The 15,815-nt window shown below is 50.9% G+C and carries 16 protein-coding genes; 11 read left to right on the top strand and 5 right to left on the bottom strand.

Annotated features, from left to right (window positions below):
• The first annotated feature begins 32 nt into the window (after positions 1-32).
• Together TALK_RS07275 and TALK_RS07270 are read left to right on the top strand one after the other, a co-directional pair.
• On the top strand, positions 33-1,358 hold the full coding sequence (locus tag TALK_RS07275; protein WP_085617389.1) for a M23 family metallopeptidase: 1,326 nt from the start codon (positions 33-35) through the stop codon (positions 1,356-1,358).
• Complete coding sequence (locus tag TALK_RS07270; protein ID WP_085617387.1) at positions 1,318-1,773, top strand: bactofilin family protein; 456 nt, start codon at positions 1,318-1,320, stop codon at positions 1,771-1,773. Before TALK_RS07275 ends, TALK_RS07270 begins: the two co-directional genes overlap by 41 nt.
• A 110-nt stretch (positions 1,774-1,883) precedes the next feature.
• Here TALK_RS07270 and TALK_RS07265 read toward each other — a convergent pair whose 3' ends face one another.
• Together TALK_RS07265 and TALK_RS07260 are read right to left on the bottom strand one after the other, a co-directional pair.
• The gene (locus TALK_RS07265; RefSeq protein ID WP_085617385.1) at positions 1,884-2,582 is read right to left on the bottom strand and encodes a haloacid dehalogenase type II; all 699 of its coding nucleotides are present in this window, start codon (positions 2,580-2,582) and stop codon (positions 1,884-1,886) included.
• 106 nt (positions 2,583-2,688) lie between these two features.
• Complete coding sequence (locus TALK_RS07260; protein ID WP_085617384.1) at positions 2,689-4,731, bottom strand: lytic transglycosylase domain-containing protein; 2,043 nt, start codon at positions 4,729-4,731, stop codon at positions 2,689-2,691.
• A gap of 209 nt (positions 4,732-4,940) precedes the next feature.
• Between TALK_RS07260 and dapA the strand changes: the two genes are divergently transcribed.
• The 3 genes from dapA to TALK_RS07245 all read left to right on the top strand — a co-directional run bounded on the left by dapA (position 4,941) and on the right by TALK_RS07245 (position 7,111).
• Complete coding sequence (gene dapA, locus TALK_RS07255; RefSeq protein ID WP_085617382.1) at positions 4,941-5,819, top strand: 4-hydroxy-tetrahydrodipicolinate synthase; 879 nt, start codon at positions 4,941-4,943, stop codon at positions 5,817-5,819.
• 30 nt (positions 5,820-5,849) lie between these two features.
• Complete coding sequence (gene smpB, locus TALK_RS07250; protein WP_085617380.1) at positions 5,850-6,326, top strand: SsrA-binding protein SmpB; 477 nt, start codon at positions 5,850-5,852, stop codon at positions 6,324-6,326.
• A 122-nt stretch (positions 6,327-6,448) separates the two neighbouring features.
• A complete protein-coding gene (locus TALK_RS07245) occupies positions 6,449-7,111 on the top strand; it encodes a sulfite oxidase-like oxidoreductase (protein WP_085617719.1) in 663 nt (220 codons plus the stop codon).
• Between the two features lie 104 nt (positions 7,112-7,215).
• Here the strand turns inward: TALK_RS07245 and recQ are convergent, their stop codons facing one another.
• The 3 genes from recQ to TALK_RS07230 form a co-directional block, all read right to left on the bottom strand.
• Positions 7,216-9,066 (bottom strand): DNA helicase RecQ, encoded by a 1,851-nt coding sequence (gene recQ / locus TALK_RS07240; RefSeq protein WP_085617378.1) that lies wholly within the window; start codon positions 9,064-9,066, stop codon positions 7,216-7,218.
• A 1-nt stretch (position 9,067) separates the two neighbouring features.
• Entirely contained in the window at positions 9,068-9,709 is a 642-nt protein-coding gene (locus tag TALK_RS07235) for a uracil-DNA glycosylase (protein WP_085617377.1), read from the bottom strand.
• A gap of 65 nt (positions 9,710-9,774) precedes the next feature.
• Positions 9,775-10,383, bottom strand: coding sequence for a LabA-like NYN domain-containing protein (locus TALK_RS07230; RefSeq protein WP_085617375.1), 609 nt, complete (start codon positions 10,381-10,383; stop codon positions 9,775-9,777).
• 190 nt (positions 10,384-10,573) lie between these two features.
• Here TALK_RS07230 and folK point away from each other — a divergent pair, with 190 nt between their 5' ends.
• The 6 genes from folK to acpS all read left to right on the top strand — a co-directional run bounded on the left by folK (position 10,574) and on the right by acpS (position 15,808).
• Positions 10,574-11,101: a 2-amino-4-hydroxy-6-hydroxymethyldihydropteridine diphosphokinase gene (folK, locus tag TALK_RS07225; protein ID WP_085617373.1), complete on the top strand. Its 528-nt coding sequence runs from the start codon at positions 10,574-10,576 to the stop codon at positions 11,099-11,101.
• A 105-nt stretch (positions 11,102-11,206) separates the two neighbouring features.
• Positions 11,207-11,545 carry a DNA-directed RNA polymerase subunit omega gene (gene rpoZ / locus TALK_RS07220; protein ID WP_085617372.1) on the top strand — a complete coding sequence of 113 codons (339 nt, stop codon included), beginning with the start codon at positions 11,207-11,209 and terminating at the stop codon, positions 11,543-11,545.
• A 144-nt stretch (positions 11,546-11,689) separates the two neighbouring features.
• Positions 11,690-13,828, top strand: coding sequence for a RelA/SpoT family protein (locus TALK_RS07215; protein WP_085617370.1), 2,139 nt, complete (start codon positions 11,690-11,692; stop codon positions 13,826-13,828).
• 131 nt (positions 13,829-13,959) lie between these two features.
• Positions 13,960-14,670, top strand: a complete 711-nt coding sequence (locus TALK_RS07210; protein WP_085617368.1) for a DUF2062 domain-containing protein — start codon at positions 13,960-13,962, stop codon at positions 14,668-14,670.
• The gene (locus tag TALK_RS07205; protein WP_085617367.1) at positions 14,667-15,413 is read left to right on the top strand and encodes a pyridoxine 5'-phosphate synthase; all 747 of its coding nucleotides are present in this window, start codon (positions 14,667-14,669) and stop codon (positions 15,411-15,413) included. Before TALK_RS07210 ends, TALK_RS07205 begins: the two co-directional genes overlap by 4 nt.
• Positions 15,413-15,808, top strand: coding sequence for a holo-ACP synthase (gene acpS / locus TALK_RS07200; protein WP_085617365.1), 396 nt, complete (start codon positions 15,413-15,415; stop codon positions 15,806-15,808). The genes TALK_RS07205 and acpS overlap by 1 nt, the downstream gene beginning before the upstream one ends.
• Positions 15,809-15,815: the final 7 nt, after the last annotated feature.

Genomic DNA, 15,815 nt, shown 5'->3' with positions numbered 1-15,815 from the left:
AATTACGGGCAAATAGGGGTTAGACACTGAATATGTCGGCGTTCGAACGTGGTCGTCGTTTTGTGGAAAAATGGTTTCCGGATCGGCAAGTTCTTGTCCGTTCTAACGATTCCGTTTCCCAGCTTCGTCTCGGAAAATACGCTCAGTTGACACTGGCATTGATCGGTATTTTGTCGATCACTTGGTCGGTCGGGGTTACCGGATATTCCTGGTATCTTGACCAGCGTCTTACTGCGCGCGAAGAACAGCTTTTCCGCAGTGAACTGTCCTATAACCAGCTCATTGCGAGGGTTACCGAAAGCCAGCGGCGGTTTGGAGAAATTACGTCGCAGATGGAAGGTACCCACCGCAACCTGCTTTCGATGGCTGAAAAGAACCTGCAACTTCAGGCGCGGGTACAAGATTACACATCGAAGCTAGCGGTTAGTGAACAAGAAAAGGTCCGGATTTTTGCATTGCGCACATCAATGGATAACCAGATGAATGCGCTGCAAACCCAGATTGACGGGATCACCAACCGCAATCTTGCTTTGCGCGATGAGCTGGAAACCGTTGAAACCGTCATGTCACGTGTGATGCGTGAACGTGATCAGGCCATGCAACGATCAAAGAAATTGCAATCCGAGCTGGGCGAGGTACGGCAACGTATTGCTGACCTGCATACCGTTCAAAAGCAAGCGATGCAGCGGGTTGCCGAAACGGCAGACACCACCATTTTGGAACTGGAATCGGTTCTGGAAATGACGGGTTTGCAGATTGGGGACATTATCACACCACCTATGAAGCCGGAGATCCCCGGTGTTGGTGGTCCGTTCGTGGCGTTTGAGCCCGAACATCCTGAAGACGAACAGTTCTTGAATGTCGCGCTTGCAGTTGGGGATCGTATGAACCAACTGGTCAGTTTGCACGACAGGATCAAAAGAACCCCATTGGGGGAGCCAGCGGCATCCTATTACGTTTCCAGTTTATTCGGGAAACGCAAGGATCCGATTAACGGAAAGTGGGCGTTTCATTCCGGTGTTGATCTTGCCGGGCCCATGAAGACTCCGATTCAAGCGACAGCACCAGGTAAAGTGGTGTTTGCCGGATGGAGCGGAAAATACGGGAAGATGATCGAAATTGATCATGGTGACGGTCTTCGAACCCGTTTTGGACATCTCTATAAGGTCCTCGTAAAGAAGGGCGACGAAGTGAACTACCAAAGCAAAATCGCATTGATGGGAAGTACCGGCCGCAGTACGGGCAGCCATGTTCACTATGAGGTTTTGGTACACGATAAGCAGGTAGACCCCATCAAGTTCATTGAGGCGGGACATTATGTTTTCAAAAACGAGCAAGAAGCAGACGGGAGCAACTAACTCCCATAATTCGGCCACCGAGAAAAAAGGTGGTCTGTCGATTATCAATTCCGACCTTCGGGTTACCGGTGATCTGGTATCGGACTCCGATGTTCAGGTTGACGGATTTGTAAATGGTGACATTCGTACACGTAATCTGACCATTGGCCAAAATGGTGAAGTGCGTGGCGAGATCGTTGCCGAAAAGATCCGCATTTGTGGTTCTGTGACGGGTCAGGTTCGGGCACGTGATGTGTCGCTTTCCGATACGGCACGTATGTTGGGCGACATTCTTCATGAAAGTCTGTCGATCGAACCCGGCGCATATATCGAAGGTCATTGCCGACGCATCGAAGGTGCGATTGAAGAGGGCGGTCTTACCGTTATTCAGGCAGGACAAATCGTTGCTGCAAATGTGAAGAAAGAACATAAATAGGCATGATCATCTGATCACGCGAGCCAGGTTTGGTTCGTAGGTACTATTTAACAGAAAACGGGCAAGCGATGATCGCTTGCCCGTTTTTGGTGACGTATGTGTTATGCGCCTTATGCTTTTTCAGGCAGGGCTACCAACGGCAATAATTCATCCAACCCTTGCAAAACCACATCCGCAGTATGTGACAGTCGTTCCATTGGCAGATGAGAACGGTTGATCCAGGCTGTCCGGAAACCGAAATGTCCGGCTCCGGCAATGTCCCAGCCATTCGAAGATTGAAACGAAATTTCGGCTGGCGACAGTTCAAGTTGATCGACAGCAAGCTGATAAACATCCGGATGGGGTTTATAGGTTTTCAGATCGTCAACACAGATGATTTGATCAAACAGCGTCAAAATACCCGATGATTTGGCCGCCGAGATCAGCATATGCTTTGCCCCGTTCGACAGGATAGCAAGCTTGTGCCCCTGCGCTTTTAGGGATTTCAGGGTCTCGACAACTTCGGGGAAAGTATCAAGCGACAGATAAGTTTCCATAAGCTTGGCACGAAGGGCCGGGTCTTTTTTGCCTATGGCTGCCATCGCATAATCCAAGGCATCGCCCGTGACGCTCCAGAAATCGGTAAAGTCCCCCATCAGGCTGCGCAGCCATGTATATTCAAGCTGTTTTTGCCGCCAAAGCGATGAAAGCTTGTCAGATTCGTCTCCGATTGATCCTTTGAACCGATCAACCGCCGATCCAACGTCGAAAAGGGTGCCGTAGGCATCAAAAACAAATGCGCGGCAGGAACTAAATACATTATCGGACATTTTTGTGGCCTCATCTGTCGGACAGGTTCGCTCAAATATGGTTCTTTATCCCATTAACCGCAAATATTCAGTCGGATTTGCGTTTAATGCGGATGCCGTAAACCTCTTATTGCGTTCCGTGTACAAGATTGTCGTCTTGTCCCATGGCAATTTCGTCACGCGCAAAGCGACGACGATAGACATAGGTACCTTCCATGACACGCTGAACATAGTTTCGGGTTTCGCTATAGGGGATCATTTCGATCCAATCGACCGGGTCAACATCGGCATCGCGTGGGTCACCATATTCGGCAATCCACTGACGAACACGACTTGGACCGGCATTATAACTTGCGATGGTCAGGATTTCTTCGCCGTCCCAACGATCAAGCAGGCGTGAAAGATATTGCCGCCCAATAGCTATGTTAAAACCCGGATCACTTGTCAGACGTGATGTTTCATATTTCAGATCAAGATCCTTTGCCATGCGTTCGGCCGTTGCAGGCATCAATTGCATTAACCCCCGCGCACCGGCCGAAGAAACGGCTTCGGGGTTGAACAGGCTTTCCTGACGCATGATCGCATGGATAAGGGCAGGGTCTGGATTGTGCCCAAGAGGAACCTGTTCATGAACAGGGTAGGCCGCATCGAGATAACCGCTACCTGTTCGAATACTGCGTTTGGCCGCAATAATCCCAAGGTCGGCCCGTCCATATTCGCGGGCAAGATCGGTTGCCATTGCCAGATATTCAGGTTCGTCATGCTCATATACTAGTGCCATGATGAATGGCCTGACAATGTTACCAAGCCCCATTTCACCAAGCTTGCGTGTAACCTGTGTCAGTTCCTGGGATTCAAAATCGGCACGTTGCTGTTCTGTCGGGACGGGCTGTTCTACCGAATAGGTCGGTTTGACGCCAAGCGCATCAATGGCCAGTTGACCATAGAAAGTATGCGCATGCTCCGCAGCAAGCTTGTACCAGTCGCGTGCACGGTCCTTGTCGCCGATAGCAGCACTTGCACGTCCGGCCCAATAGGCCCCGCGCGCCTGACTGATTGGATATTGAACCACATCATACAAGTTCTGGAAATGTGTCAGGGCAATTTCGGCATCACCCAGAAATTCAAGTGCAATCCAGCCCGCATACCATTCGGCTTCGGCAATATCACCGGCATCGGTTTGACCGTGATTGGCGACCAGACGATAAGCATCTGTGATATGGCCTTTTTGCAATGCCCGGCGTGCAAGGATTGCTTTTTCAATCCACCAGTAACGCGGCCGGATCGAGATATAGGCAAGGTCATTGGCCTGCGATAAAAGAAGATCACGGGCTTCCTGATCGCGGTCCTTTACCCGGCGCCAGCGGACACGTTCGTAAATCAGGCCAGGATCTTTTTGGTATTTCTTGGGGACGCGATTGATGGCAGCGTCAACACCGCCATCAAGGGACCGAAGGGCCGCGCGTGCCTTTGCCAGCAAAAGATAATCGTTGCTGACATATTTCATGGTGCGCTTTGCAGGGCCAAGACGACCTTCCCACAAAAGCCGATCAAGTCGCTGTTGATGGGTTTCCTGATCGATATATTCGCCGTAACGGTCGAGGAAACGTTTTTCCTGTCCGGTACCGAAATTTTCGTTCACCCAACTGTTGCGAATTAAGGTTGTTGCCGCGGCGGTTTCACCAGCCGACAAAAGAGCCTTGATCTGGCGGGTTGCGCCATCGGCGGTGACAGGGGCAGATCGTTTGAACCATGCCAGAATATCCGCATCGGGAACGGCATCGGTCATGGATTCTTCTGCGCGCTGACGCAACAATGATTGACTTGGCCATTTGGGATTGGCGTCAATGAAGGTTGTGATTTGTTCAAAACTGTGCCCGGAATTTGGGCTGATCAACCACATCCATTCGCTGGCTTTTTGAAGCAGCGGATCGTTGAAATTCGGCAGCAGTTTTTCAAATGCCGATGTATGCCCGCTTTCCAGCGCATCCAAAAAGGCATTCAGCCGCGCACGGCTGACCGATGAAAAAGCCGGTGACGGTGGCAGTTCCACAAGGACGCTTTCATCCTGATCTGCGGCCAGTGCCATGTTGCCAACCGGTGCAAAAAACGTGATCACGCCCAGTGCCAATGCGCAGATCGAAACACCGCGGAAAGACGCATGCGCCATTTAATTTTCCCCTCATGCCTTGCGGCAGGTAACGCGCTCTAGACGTTCTTATTATGGCAGTGAAACAGCTAAATGCCAATCAGTCGTGACAGGAAAGAGTAACCTAGATCAAACAAGACGCGCTTTATTGTATACAGACGCTTGCGGGATGCCTTAACAGCCGCTATTTTCGCGTCGCTTTCAATCCACGATAAGATTTGGAGATATCGATGTTTAAGGGTTCGATTACCGCTTTGATTACACCGTTCACGCAGGATGGTGCAATCGATGAGAAAGCGTTCCAGTCGTTTGTGGATTGGCAACTTAAACAGGGCACGACCGGTGTTGTGCCGGTCGGAACCACGGGTGAGTCGCCGACTTTGAGCCACGCGGAACACCATCGCGTTGTTGAATTAGCCCTTGAAGTTGCCAAGGGGCGCGGTCCGGTGATTGCCGGTACAGGTTCCAATTCAACCGCCGAAGCCATTTCGCTGACCCGTCATGCCCAGAATGCTGGCGCTGATGCTGCGCTTGTTGTGACCCCGTATTACAACAAACCAAATCAGCGTGGCCTGTATGCACATTACAAGGCAATCCACGACGCAACCGATATTCCGATTGTGATCTACAACATTCCCGGGCGTTCGGTCGTGGATATGTCTGTCGATACCATGGCACAATTGGCAAAATTGCCGCGTATTGTTGGCGTTAAAGATGCGACCAGCGATCTGGAACGTCCGGCGTTGACACGATTGGCCGCCGGTGCGGATTTCTGCCAGTTGTCGGGTGAAGATGGTACAATCGTACCGTTCCTGGCCCAGGGTGGTCAGGGATGCATTTCTGTGACGTCAAACATCGCACCGAAATTATGTGCCCAGCTACATTCTGCATGGGTTGATGGGAACCTGACCAAGGTTCAGGAGTTGAATTATCGACTGCTGCCGGTTCACAAGGCAATGTTCTGTGAAACCAGCCCAGGCCCGGTGAAATATGCAGCTGAGCTTCTTGGTCTGTGCGAGCGTCACATGCGCCTGCCGATGGTCGAGATCACCGAAGAATCCAAGCAGCGCGTTGAAGCCGCGTTGCGCACTGCCGGAATTCTGTCCTAAGGACATAAGAATGGCTTACAAGTTGTTGTAATGGCACCAAAAAAAGAAGACCCTAACAGTAAGATTGTCGCGCAAAACAGGCGTGCCCGGTTCGATTTTTTCCTGACGGAAACATTTGAAGCTGGCATTGCCTTGCGTGGGACCGAGGTCAAGTCACTTCGTGACGGCAAGGGAAATATTCAGGAATCCTATGCCGAGGCAAAGAATGGCGAGGTCTGGCTGATCAATGCCTATATCCCGGAATATCAAAGCAAGATGCCGTTCGGCCATGAAGAACGCCGGCCGCGCAAATTGCTGCTGCATAAACGCGAAATCACGAAAATGAGCGATGCCATGAACAAGAAAGGTTTCACCCTTGTTCCGATAAAGCTTTATTTCAATGAGCGTGGCATTGCCAAACTTGAGCTGGCAATCGCAGAAGGCAAGAAAAAGGGTGACAAGCGCGAAGCCGTCAAGGCACGTGACTGGCAACGTGACAAGGCACGGATCTTGCGCGATTTCGGTTAAAAATGATGCTATACAAGTATGTATATTGCTTGCCAATATCGAAAAAATGCATAAATGGTGCAGACATGATCAACATGACTGCGCCATTTTTTTCATTCGGCGCATGCAGGGGGATTTCCGAAATGGCGGATGATTTTTCCGGCAAGATCAAAGAAAAACTGATCAAGGCAAAACAGCAATGGGCGGAAAATGGTCGTTTGCTGACCGGCCGTACTGATTCTTTGCATGAAAATCGACTGCCCCCGGGCCAGCGAGAGGTCAAAGACTGGCCGGTCCTTGATATTGGGATTACCCCGCATGTCAGTGCCACTGATTTTCGACTTATCATCGATGGCGAAGTCGAAAATCCGATAACCCTTGATTTCGAACAGCTTCTTGATTTGCCTGCGTTTATGACCAAAAGCGACATTCACTGCGTTACCAGCTGGTCGAGGTATGAAAACCATTGGCAAGGCATTTCCGCGCTATCGCTTGCTGAATTGGTAAAGCCAATGGCAGATGCCCGGTATGTCCTGTTTACCGCACATGATGGTTACACCACCAATGTCCGGATTGAGCAATTCCTAGATGAGGACGTGCTGCTGGCCCATCACTGGGAGGATGTCCCGATTACCGAAGAACATGGCGGCCCTGTTCGTGTGGTCATCCCGAAGTTGTATTTTTGGAAAAGCGCCAAATGGGTACGGCAAATAACGTTTTCCAAAACAGATAAACCCGGATTCTGGGAAGTGCGCGGCTATCACAACAACGCCGACCCATGGACGGAAGAGCGCTACAGCGAATAATCAGCCAAAAATAAAATAGTATGAGGATATATTTCCAGCGCTATTTACTTGGGTTTATTCGTCTGATGATTAGGAGCAGGCTGGTATTGGTGACATTGTAGCCGTTAGCGACGGCCGTCCATCACATCAAGAAATACCAGACCATACAGATCCAGTTTCTTGGCACCAATGCCATTGATCGACGCCATGTCTTCTAACGTTCTGGGTTTGAAGCGGACCATTTCCCAAAGTGTTCTGTCACTGAAAATGACATAGGGCGGGACATTTTGGCTGGTTGCAAGTTCACGGCGTTGGCTGCGCAGGCGTTCCCAAAGATCGCGGTCTTCTTCGTCTTCAAAATTGGTATCGAAATCGCGCAAACGTTTGGTCGTTGTGCGCTTGTTTTCACCAGGGTCTTTACGCATTTCGACGACTTTTTCACCGCGTAGGACAGGACGCGATTCCTCGGTCAGGTAAATGCCGCCATGGCCTTCGACATCGACCTGAAGATACCCCATGGCAAGTAATTGACGGAAAATCGAACGCCATTGTGGCTGCGGGATGTCCTTGCCAATGCCATAGACCGACAATGAATCATGATTGTTCTGACGGATCTTTTCTGTTTTGCGGCCCATCAGAACTTCGATGATATGCGCCGGGCCAAATCGTTGCCCTGTACGATAGACGCCCGAAAGAGCTTTGCGCGATGCTTCGGTCGCATCCCATGTTTCTACGGGTTCAAGACAGGTGTCACAGTTACCACAGGGTTTGATGTCTTCTTCGCCAAAATAGGAAAGAATGACCTGGCGGCGGCATTTTGTCGTCTCGGCCAGACCAACCAGAGCATCAAGTTTGCGGCTTTCAATGCGTTTCTGGCTGTCCGGTGCGTCCGAGGATGCCAGCATTGACCGGATCGATACAATGTCAGAAAGATCGTAATTCATCCAGGCATTGGCCGGAAGGCCATCACGCCCGGCGCGCCCGGTTTCCTGATAATAGGCTTCCATGCTTTTGGGCAGGTTCAAATGCGCTACAAAGCGGACATTTGGCTTGTCAATGCCCATGCCAAAGGCAACCGTCGCACAGATGATCAATCCTTCTTCGCGCAAGAATCGGTCCTGATGAAGCTGGCGCGTTTCCTGTGGAAGGCCTGCGTGATAAGGCAATGCCGGCCGGCCATTATCACTTAGCCATTGCGCGACATCTTCTGTCTTGCGACGCGACAGGCAATAGACGATCCCGGCATCTTCGATATGCTCACGGTTCAGAAATGACAAAAGGCGCTGCTTCGAATTTCCCTTGGTCTCGATGCGATAGGTGATATTGGGGCGATCAAACCCGGTCAGAAAACATTGGGCATTGGTTAAATGCAAGTTTTCGGCAATGTCCTTGCGGGTCGGGGCATCTGCCGTCGCCGTCAGAGCGATGCGCGGCACATGTGCGAACCGCGTTGGCAGCAAGTCAAGCCTGCGATATTCGGGGCGAAAATCGTGTCCCCATTGCGATACGCAATGGGCTTCGTCAATCGCAAACAGGGAAATGCTAATCCGGTCAAGCAAGTTTAGAAAACGATCTGTCGCAAACCGTTCTGGTGCGACATAAAGCAGGTCAATATCGCCATCAATAACTCGGGCCTCAATTTCACGTGCAGCATCAAGGCTTAACGTTGAATTTATAAAGGCGGCCTTAACGCCAAGCTGACTTAACGCATCGACCTGATCCTTCATCAATGCAATCAGCGGGGATACAACAATGGCAGTACCCGGCAGGCACAGGGCAGGGACCTGATAGCACAGCGATTTACCACCACCCGTTGGCATCAGCACAAGTGCATCATTGCCTGCAATGACGTGGTCAATGACTTCGGCCTGTTGCCCGCGGAAGCTGTCATAGCCAAAGACTTCGCGCAGAACGTCAATCGGCAGACGTCGGGCTGGTCGGTCGAGCAGGTCAGTCGTGGGGGATGTATCGGGCAATTTAATGGTCCAGATGTGCGCGGATATCGGCAAAGACGTTTTCAAACATCTCAGGCGTCAGGCGATAGGTCTGAGTGTTGTAGCGTGAACAGTGATAGCTATCAAACAATGTGATGCCGTTTTCCATTTTATGTGATGCGCCATGCCCAAATTTAAGCGATGAAAGTTTGAGCCCAAAGGTGCGCAACATAGCCTGATGTGCGACCAGTCCAAGACATAAAATGGCCGACAGGTTTTTCATTGCCCCAAATTCACTGATCAGAAATGGGCGGCAGGTGTTGGCCTCTGGGCCGGTTGGCTTGTTTTCCGGGGGAACACATTTAACGGCGTTGGTGATACGGCAGTCGATCAGCTCCAATCCGTCATCGGGGCGCTTGTCATATGTTCCTTTGGCGAAATTGAATTTTTTAAGCGTGTCATATAAAAGGTCACCAGCATAATCGCCGGTAAACGGCCGCCCCGTTGCGTTTGCCCCCTTAAGTCCCGGCGCAAGCCCGACAACAAGAAGTCGGGCATCAGACGGTCCAAACGGGCGAACAGGGCCATTATAGAAATCGGGAAATTTTGCCTGATTGGCGCGACGAAATTCAACGAGGCGCGGGCAAAGCTGGCAATCTCGGTCCGGTTGCTGATAGGTGGTCATGGCGTGTCTGACAGTTTGCCGGGCGCGGTGCAGGCCGCACCCGGTCATTTGGTCAAAATGGGCGGTTAGTCAAAATCGATTTCAGTAAGATCGGGATGTACAGGATGATCATCGTAATCGGGGTGGTCATCTTCGCGGCGTTGCTGAACCTTGCGGGCAATAGTGCCTTCAAGTTCGGTCAACTCAATAAAGTTATCGGCCTGACGGCGCAGTTCATCGGCAACCATCGGCGGGTTCGATTTGACAGTGGAAACCACGGTTACCCGAACACCTTTACGCTGAACGGCATCAACAAGGCGGCGAAAATCGCCATCGCCTGAGAAAATCACAACGTGATCAAGATGTTGCGCCATTTCCATGACATCGATCGCAAGCTCGATATCCATATTGCCCTTGATCTTGCGACGGCCGGCGGAATCAGTGAATTCCTTGGTCGGTTTGGTGACCATGGTGTAGCCGTTGTAATCAAGCCAGTCGACCAATGGGCGAATTGGTGAATATTCTTGGTCTTCGATCAGGGCAGTATAATAAAAGGCCCGGATCAATTGACCTTTTTGCGCAAAAAGATCGAGCAAGCGTTTGTAATCTATATCAAAACCCAAGGCCCTTGCCGCGGCATAAAGGTTCGAGCCATCAATAAACAGCCCGATGCGTTCCTGCGGGTAAAAAATCATCTGAAAATTCCTCAAACATAGCTTTTAAATATCGTCATTTTCAAAAATCTGAAAACGCTAACTTTTCTACCGTGCAACAGCACACAAAGAAAGGACGAAAATATCATGGACAGGACAGGATCGCTTCCGTAGTTATGCTGAACTTTCCCACCCATAACGAACCAAAGCCAGTTTCGTGAGCAAACCGACCATGAACGATGACGCAGCCCGCACAGACGGTGTGATCCTGATTGCCTTTGGTGCTAATCTTCCTACCGTCGAATATGGGGCACCTGCAAAGACATTGAAAGCGGCTCTTAAGCGATTGACCGCAGATGGCGACATTTCTGTGGCGGCGGTTTCCCCGTTTTATGAAACAGCACCGGTACCGATTTCCGATCAGCCTTGGTACGTTAATGGGGTCGCCCGCATTGAAACCCGTCTGCATGCCCGTGATTTGCTGGATCGTCTTCATATTGTCGAGGCCGAATTCGGGCGTGTACGTCATGCACGGAACGAAGCGCGGGCGATTGATCTGGATCTGATTGCCTATGGCGATGAATTGCTGGTGGAGCAGGAGGGGATTCAGGTTCCGCATCCGCGGATGCACTTACGTGCGTTTGTTTTGCTTCCACTGCGTGATATTGTTCCGGACTGGCAGCATCCACAGCTATTTCAATCCGTTGATGATCTGATTTCAGGGCTTCCAGCGGATCAGGAAATTCGCAGACAGCCTTGAATTGCGTAAAAACCACTCAAACAGACCGCTTCGCTGTTGCAACAATGATAGGGCAGGGCTATAAAGCTCGGTCTGGACACCCCAAAAGTATTTCTGGAGACATTTATGGCGCGCGTTACCGTCGAAGATTGCGTTGACAAGATTCCAAACCGCTTCGAGCTCGTGATGCTGGCAGCTCAGCGTGCACGTAACATCTCGTCAGGTGCAGAACTGACCATTGATCGTGACAATGATAAAAATCCGGTCGTTGCGCTGCGTGAAATCGCGGAACAGACTGTTGATTATGACGATCTGCGTAATGGCATGGTTTCTGGCCTGCAGCGACATGTCGAAGCAGACGAGCCGGAAGAATCAGAAGATGATTTCGGTCCAAAACTGATGGCAGAAGCAATTGAAGATGCATCGGTTGGTGTTACCATCCCGGCATCCGGCGAAGACGAATAAGGTTTAGCAAAGCTTTGTTCTGATACAAAATTCAAAAGAAAAGCCACGGTGATTATCTTCCGTGGCTTTTTTTTATCCAAATCGTACTATCTTATGAAAGGGTAAGAATTTTGCCCTGTCATATGAACATGGAGACGCCCCTGAATGATGCGCCAATACGAACTTGTGGAACGGGTAAAGGCCTATGATCCGGATGCGTGTGAAACAGCGCTGAACCGGGCATATGTTTATGCCACCCAAAAACACGGTTCGCAAAAGCGCGCCAATGGTGATCCGTATTTTTCACATCCGATTGAAGTCGCGGGCATCCTGACGAATTACAAGCTTGATTGTGATACGATCATTACGGCATTGCTGCACGACACAATCGAAGATACCGACGCCACGCCGCAAGAAATCACCAAGCTTTTTGGTCCCAATATCATGAAGCTGGTCGATGGTGTGACCAAGCTGACGCAAATTGAACTAAAATCAGCAGATTCCAAACAAGCCGAAAATTTCCGCAAGTTGTTGCTTGCGATGTCCGAGGATATCCGGGTTCTTTTGGTCAAGCTTGCTGACCGACTGCACAATATGCGGACCCTTCATTATATTTCGAAGCCTGAAAAACGGGTGCGAATTGCGGCTGAGACGCTTGAAATTTATGCACCGCTGGCCGAGCGCATCGGTATGCATGATATCAAGGAAGAGCTTGAAGATCTTGCCTTCCAGCATATCAATCCTGAAGCACGCGATTCAATCAGGTCGCGTCTCGAATTCCTGCGTGAAAAAGACGATAATGTCGTCAGCCGTATCGTTGACGAGCTGAAAGACCTGATTAGCCGTCAGGGCTTATCTGTCGACATTTATGGGCGCGAAAAACGGCCTTATTCGATCTGGCAGAAGATGCAGCGCAAGAACATCACGTTTGGCGAGCTGTCTGACATCATGGCTTTCCGTGTTTTGGTCGAAGACATGCCGCAATGCTACGAGGTTCTTGGCTATCTTCATGCCAATTACAAAGTCATTCCGGGGCGTTTCAAGGATTACATATCAACGCCCAAGCCCAACGGTTATCGTTCCATTCATACAACTGTTCTTGGCCCGGAAAACCATCGTATCGAAGTGCAAATCCGTACCCGCAAGATGCATGAGGTCAATGAGAACGGTGTGGCAGCGCATTGGGCCTATAAGCAAGGCAGTGGCGAGACCAAGGAAGGCGTTCAGTATCGCTGGCTTCGTGATCTTTTGGATATTTTGGACCACGCATCCGAGCCCGAAGAATTTTTGGAACACACCAAGCTGGCGATGTTCCAGGATCAGGTGTTCTGTTTCAGTCCAAAAGGCGATGTTATTGCATTGCCCGCTGGCGCGACCCCGGTTGATTTCGCTTATATGATCCACACCCATATCGGCGACACCTGCGTCGGGGCAAAAGTTAATGGCGCGATGGTACCGCTGCGCACGACGCTAAATAATGGCGATCAGGTCGAGGTGGTAACCTCGAAGGCGCAAACGCCGAATCCGACTTGGGAACGGTTTGTTGTGACGGGCAAGGCGCGCGCCCGTATCCGCCGTTTCATCCGTCAGCAACAGGAAGAACAATACAAGGACCTTGGCAAGGCGATTCTACAAAAGGCCTTCCGTCAGGAAGGCTATGATTATTCAGATAAGGCCATCGACGGTGTTCTTAAGATATTCAAACTGCCAAGTGTCGATTCTTTGCAGGCATCGGTCGGGGCAGGGCATCATACCGGCCGCGAAGTCGTCCATGCGGTGTTCCCGGGATCCAAGGATGTTGAGACTGCCCGCAAGGTTGTGCCGCTTGAACGTGCCCGCAATCGTAAACATGATCATGCCATTCCGCTTAAGGGCCTAATTCCAGGCATGGCTGTACACTATGCCGGGTGCTGTCACCCGTTGCCGGGGGATCGGATTGTTGGCATCGTGACCACAGGCAAAGGCGTTACGATCCACACCATCGATTGCGATACGCTTGAAACCTTTAACGAACAGCCAGAACGCTGGCTTGATGTTGGTTGGGACAATGACGGGGAACCGGAAAATTTCATTGGTCGGCTTGGTCTTACTGTCGGACATGAGCAGGGGGCGCTTAGCTCTATCACCAGTGTAATTGCCAAAAACCACGGCAACATCACCAATCTTCGCTTTACCAACCGCACGCAGGATTTCTTTGAAATGCTGATTGATATTGATGTTGTCGACGTTAAACACCTTACCAATATCATTGCGGCGTTGCGGGCAACACCCGTGGTCAATACCGTTGAGCGTTCGCGGGGATGAGGCAGGGGTGTGAAGAAGTTTGTGATTTTGGGGGTTTTGGCGCAAAACCCTTGCCATTCCGTCGGCGAGCACTTAGGCATATGCCACACTTATTTTATGCTTGTCCCGTTTGGCCTATGAATTGATCCTGCATGTTCCGGCGCCGCATCAAACCGACATCTTTTGAACGCATTCGTAATGTGCTTTGGCCACGAGGGGGCTGGCGCAGGTCATCGCGCTATTTTGCCCATCGTGTTGCCCGGTTGCCAGGATCGCCATACAGCATTGCTTCGGGCTTTGCGATTGGTGCTGCTATCTCATTTACCCCTTTCATCGGGTTCCATTTTGTTTTGTCGGCACTTTTAAGTCTGCTGACACGCAGCAACTTGATGGCCTCGTTGCTTGGGACGATTATTGGTAATCCCTGGACGTTTCCGTTTATCTGGTTGTGGCTATATACCTGTGGAAACTGGATTCTTGGTACGGACCTTGCGACCGATACGGTTCATTTCAACATGGCTGTGCTTTGGGATTTTGTGGTTCTCGGGCTTAGCTATGTCGGTGGCGGATTGATCTTTGGTCACTGGGAAGTTGCGGATCAGGCGGCTTTGGGCCAGCTTTGGGCCAGCATTGTTGATATTATCTGGCCGATGATGGTTGGGTGTGTTCCCACTTCACTTGTTGTCTGGATGCTGATTTACTTTCCGGTACGCCGTGCAGTTGTCATTTATCGCCACAATCGCATTTTACGCCGGATGAAGACATCCGAACGTCATGGGCTTGGACCGATGCTTGAAAGCGCGAAAAAGAAAATCGGTACGGCCGCTGCCAGCGCCACCAGAAAGCAGGACGAAACACAATGAGTGCGAAACTTAGACTGGGTGTGAATATCGATCACGTCGCCACGATCCGTAATGCCCGTGGTGGTCAACATCCTGATCCGGTACGTGCAGCTGTATTAGCTGCCAAGGCCGGTGCCGATGGCATTACGGCGCATCTGCGCGAAGATCGGCGCCATATCTCCGATAGTGATATCAAACGTTTGCGGGCTGAAATTGATCTTCCTTTGAATTTCGAAATGGCCGCTACCGACGAAATGCTGGCGATTGCAATGGCAGCAAAGCCCCATGCGGCTTGCATCGTTCCGGAAAAACGTGAAGAACGCACAACCGAAGGCGGTTTGGACGCGGCGGGTGGTCACAACCATTTGCACAAATATGTTTCCGAACTGGGCGCTGCCGATATTCGTGTCTCGCTGTTTATCGAGGCATCAAAAACCCAACTTGATGCGGCCAAACATCTGGGCGCACCGGTTGTTGAAATTCATACCGGTGCCTATTGCGATGCCGTTGGTGATGCCCGTTACCGTGAACTGGAACGTATTCGCGACGCGGTGCGTTATGGTGCAAGTATTGGCCTTGAAGTTCATGCCGGTCATGGACTTAGCTTTGATACAGTGTCACCGGTCGCGAAAATGACGGAAATTGCCGAACTTAATATTGGACATTTTCTGATCGGCGAGGCGGTGTTTATCGGCCTTGAGAACAGCATTGTTGAAATGCGCCGTCTGATGGACGAGGCACGATCAGCGCATGGCGATGCATAATGATTATTGGCATTGGCACCGATCTGTGTGATATCCGGCGGATTGAAACGGCGCTGGAACGTCATGGCGAACGTTTCATGAAGCGTGTATTTACCGAGATCGAGATCGGGCGTGCTGTGCGCAAACCGCATCGGACAGCGTCTTCGCTGGCGATGGCGTTTGCTGCCAAGGAAGCCTGTTCAAAGGCATTGGGCACCGGATTTCGCCGCGGCGTGTATCACAACACCATGGGCGTTGTGCATCAGCCCAGCGGAAAACCCGACATGGTACTGATTGATGGTGCGCTAAAAAGACTTGAAGAATTGACGCCAACGGGGAAAGTTGCATCAGTTTATGTGACGCTGACCGATGAATATCCGCTGGCAAATGCGGTCGTGGTTATTTCGGCCGACTGAATTGATA

The sequence above is a fragment of the Thalassospira alkalitolerans genome, assembly GCF_002115745.1.
Classification (GTDB): Bacteria; Pseudomonadota; Alphaproteobacteria; order Rhodospirillales; family Thalassospiraceae; genus Thalassospira; species Thalassospira alkalitolerans.
The sequence above is the reverse complement of the archived record's forward strand: the minus strand, read 5'-3'. Positions and strand labels throughout refer to the sequence as shown.

Bases quoted from the DNA above. Each gene is read 5' to 3' on its own strand.
- rpoZ (WP_085617372.1), top strand. From the start codon at position 11,207: ATGGCGCGCGTTACCGTCGAAGATTGCGTTGACAAGATTCCAAACCGC.
- TALK_RS07215 (WP_085617370.1), top strand. From the start codon at position 11,690: ATGATGCGCCAATACGAACTTGTGGAACGGGTAAAGGCCTATGATCCG.
- TALK_RS07210 (WP_085617368.1), top strand. From the start codon at position 13,960: ATGTTCCGGCGCCGCATCAAACCGACATCTTTTGAACGCATTCGTAAT.
- TALK_RS07245 (WP_085617719.1), top strand. From the start codon at position 6,449: ATGGCGGATGATTTTTCCGGCAAGATCAAAGAAAAACTGATCAAGGCA.
- acpS (WP_085617365.1), top strand. From the start codon at position 15,413: ATGATTATTGGCATTGGCACCGATCTGTGTGATATCCGGCGGATTGAA.
- dapA (WP_085617382.1), top strand. From the start codon at position 4,941: ATGTTTAAGGGTTCGATTACCGCTTTGATTACACCGTTCACGCAGGAT.
- TALK_RS07260 (WP_085617384.1), bottom strand. From the start codon at position 4,731: ATGGCGCATGCGTCTTTCCGCGGTGTTTCGATCTGCGCATTGGCACTG.
- TALK_RS07270 (WP_085617387.1), top strand. From the start codon at position 1,318: ATGTTTTCAAAAACGAGCAAGAAGCAGACGGGAGCAACTAACTCCCAT.
- TALK_RS07265 (WP_085617385.1), bottom strand. From the start codon at position 2,582: ATGTCCGATAATGTATTTAGTTCCTGCCGCGCATTTGTTTTTGATGCC.
- TALK_RS07205 (WP_085617367.1), top strand. From the start codon at position 14,667: ATGAGTGCGAAACTTAGACTGGGTGTGAATATCGATCACGTCGCCACG.
- TALK_RS07275 (WP_085617389.1), top strand. From the start codon at position 33: ATGTCGGCGTTCGAACGTGGTCGTCGTTTTGTGGAAAAATGGTTTCCG.
- TALK_RS07230 (WP_085617375.1), bottom strand. From the start codon at position 10,383: ATGATTTTTTACCCGCAGGAACGCATCGGGCTGTTTATTGATGGCTCG.
- folK (WP_085617373.1), top strand. From the start codon at position 10,574: ATGAACGATGACGCAGCCCGCACAGACGGTGTGATCCTGATTGCCTTT.
- TALK_RS07235 (WP_085617377.1), bottom strand. From the start codon at position 9,709: ATGACCACCTATCAGCAACCGGACCGAGATTGCCAGCTTTGCCCGCGC.
- smpB (WP_085617380.1), top strand. From the start codon at position 5,850: ATGGCACCAAAAAAAGAAGACCCTAACAGTAAGATTGTCGCGCAAAAC.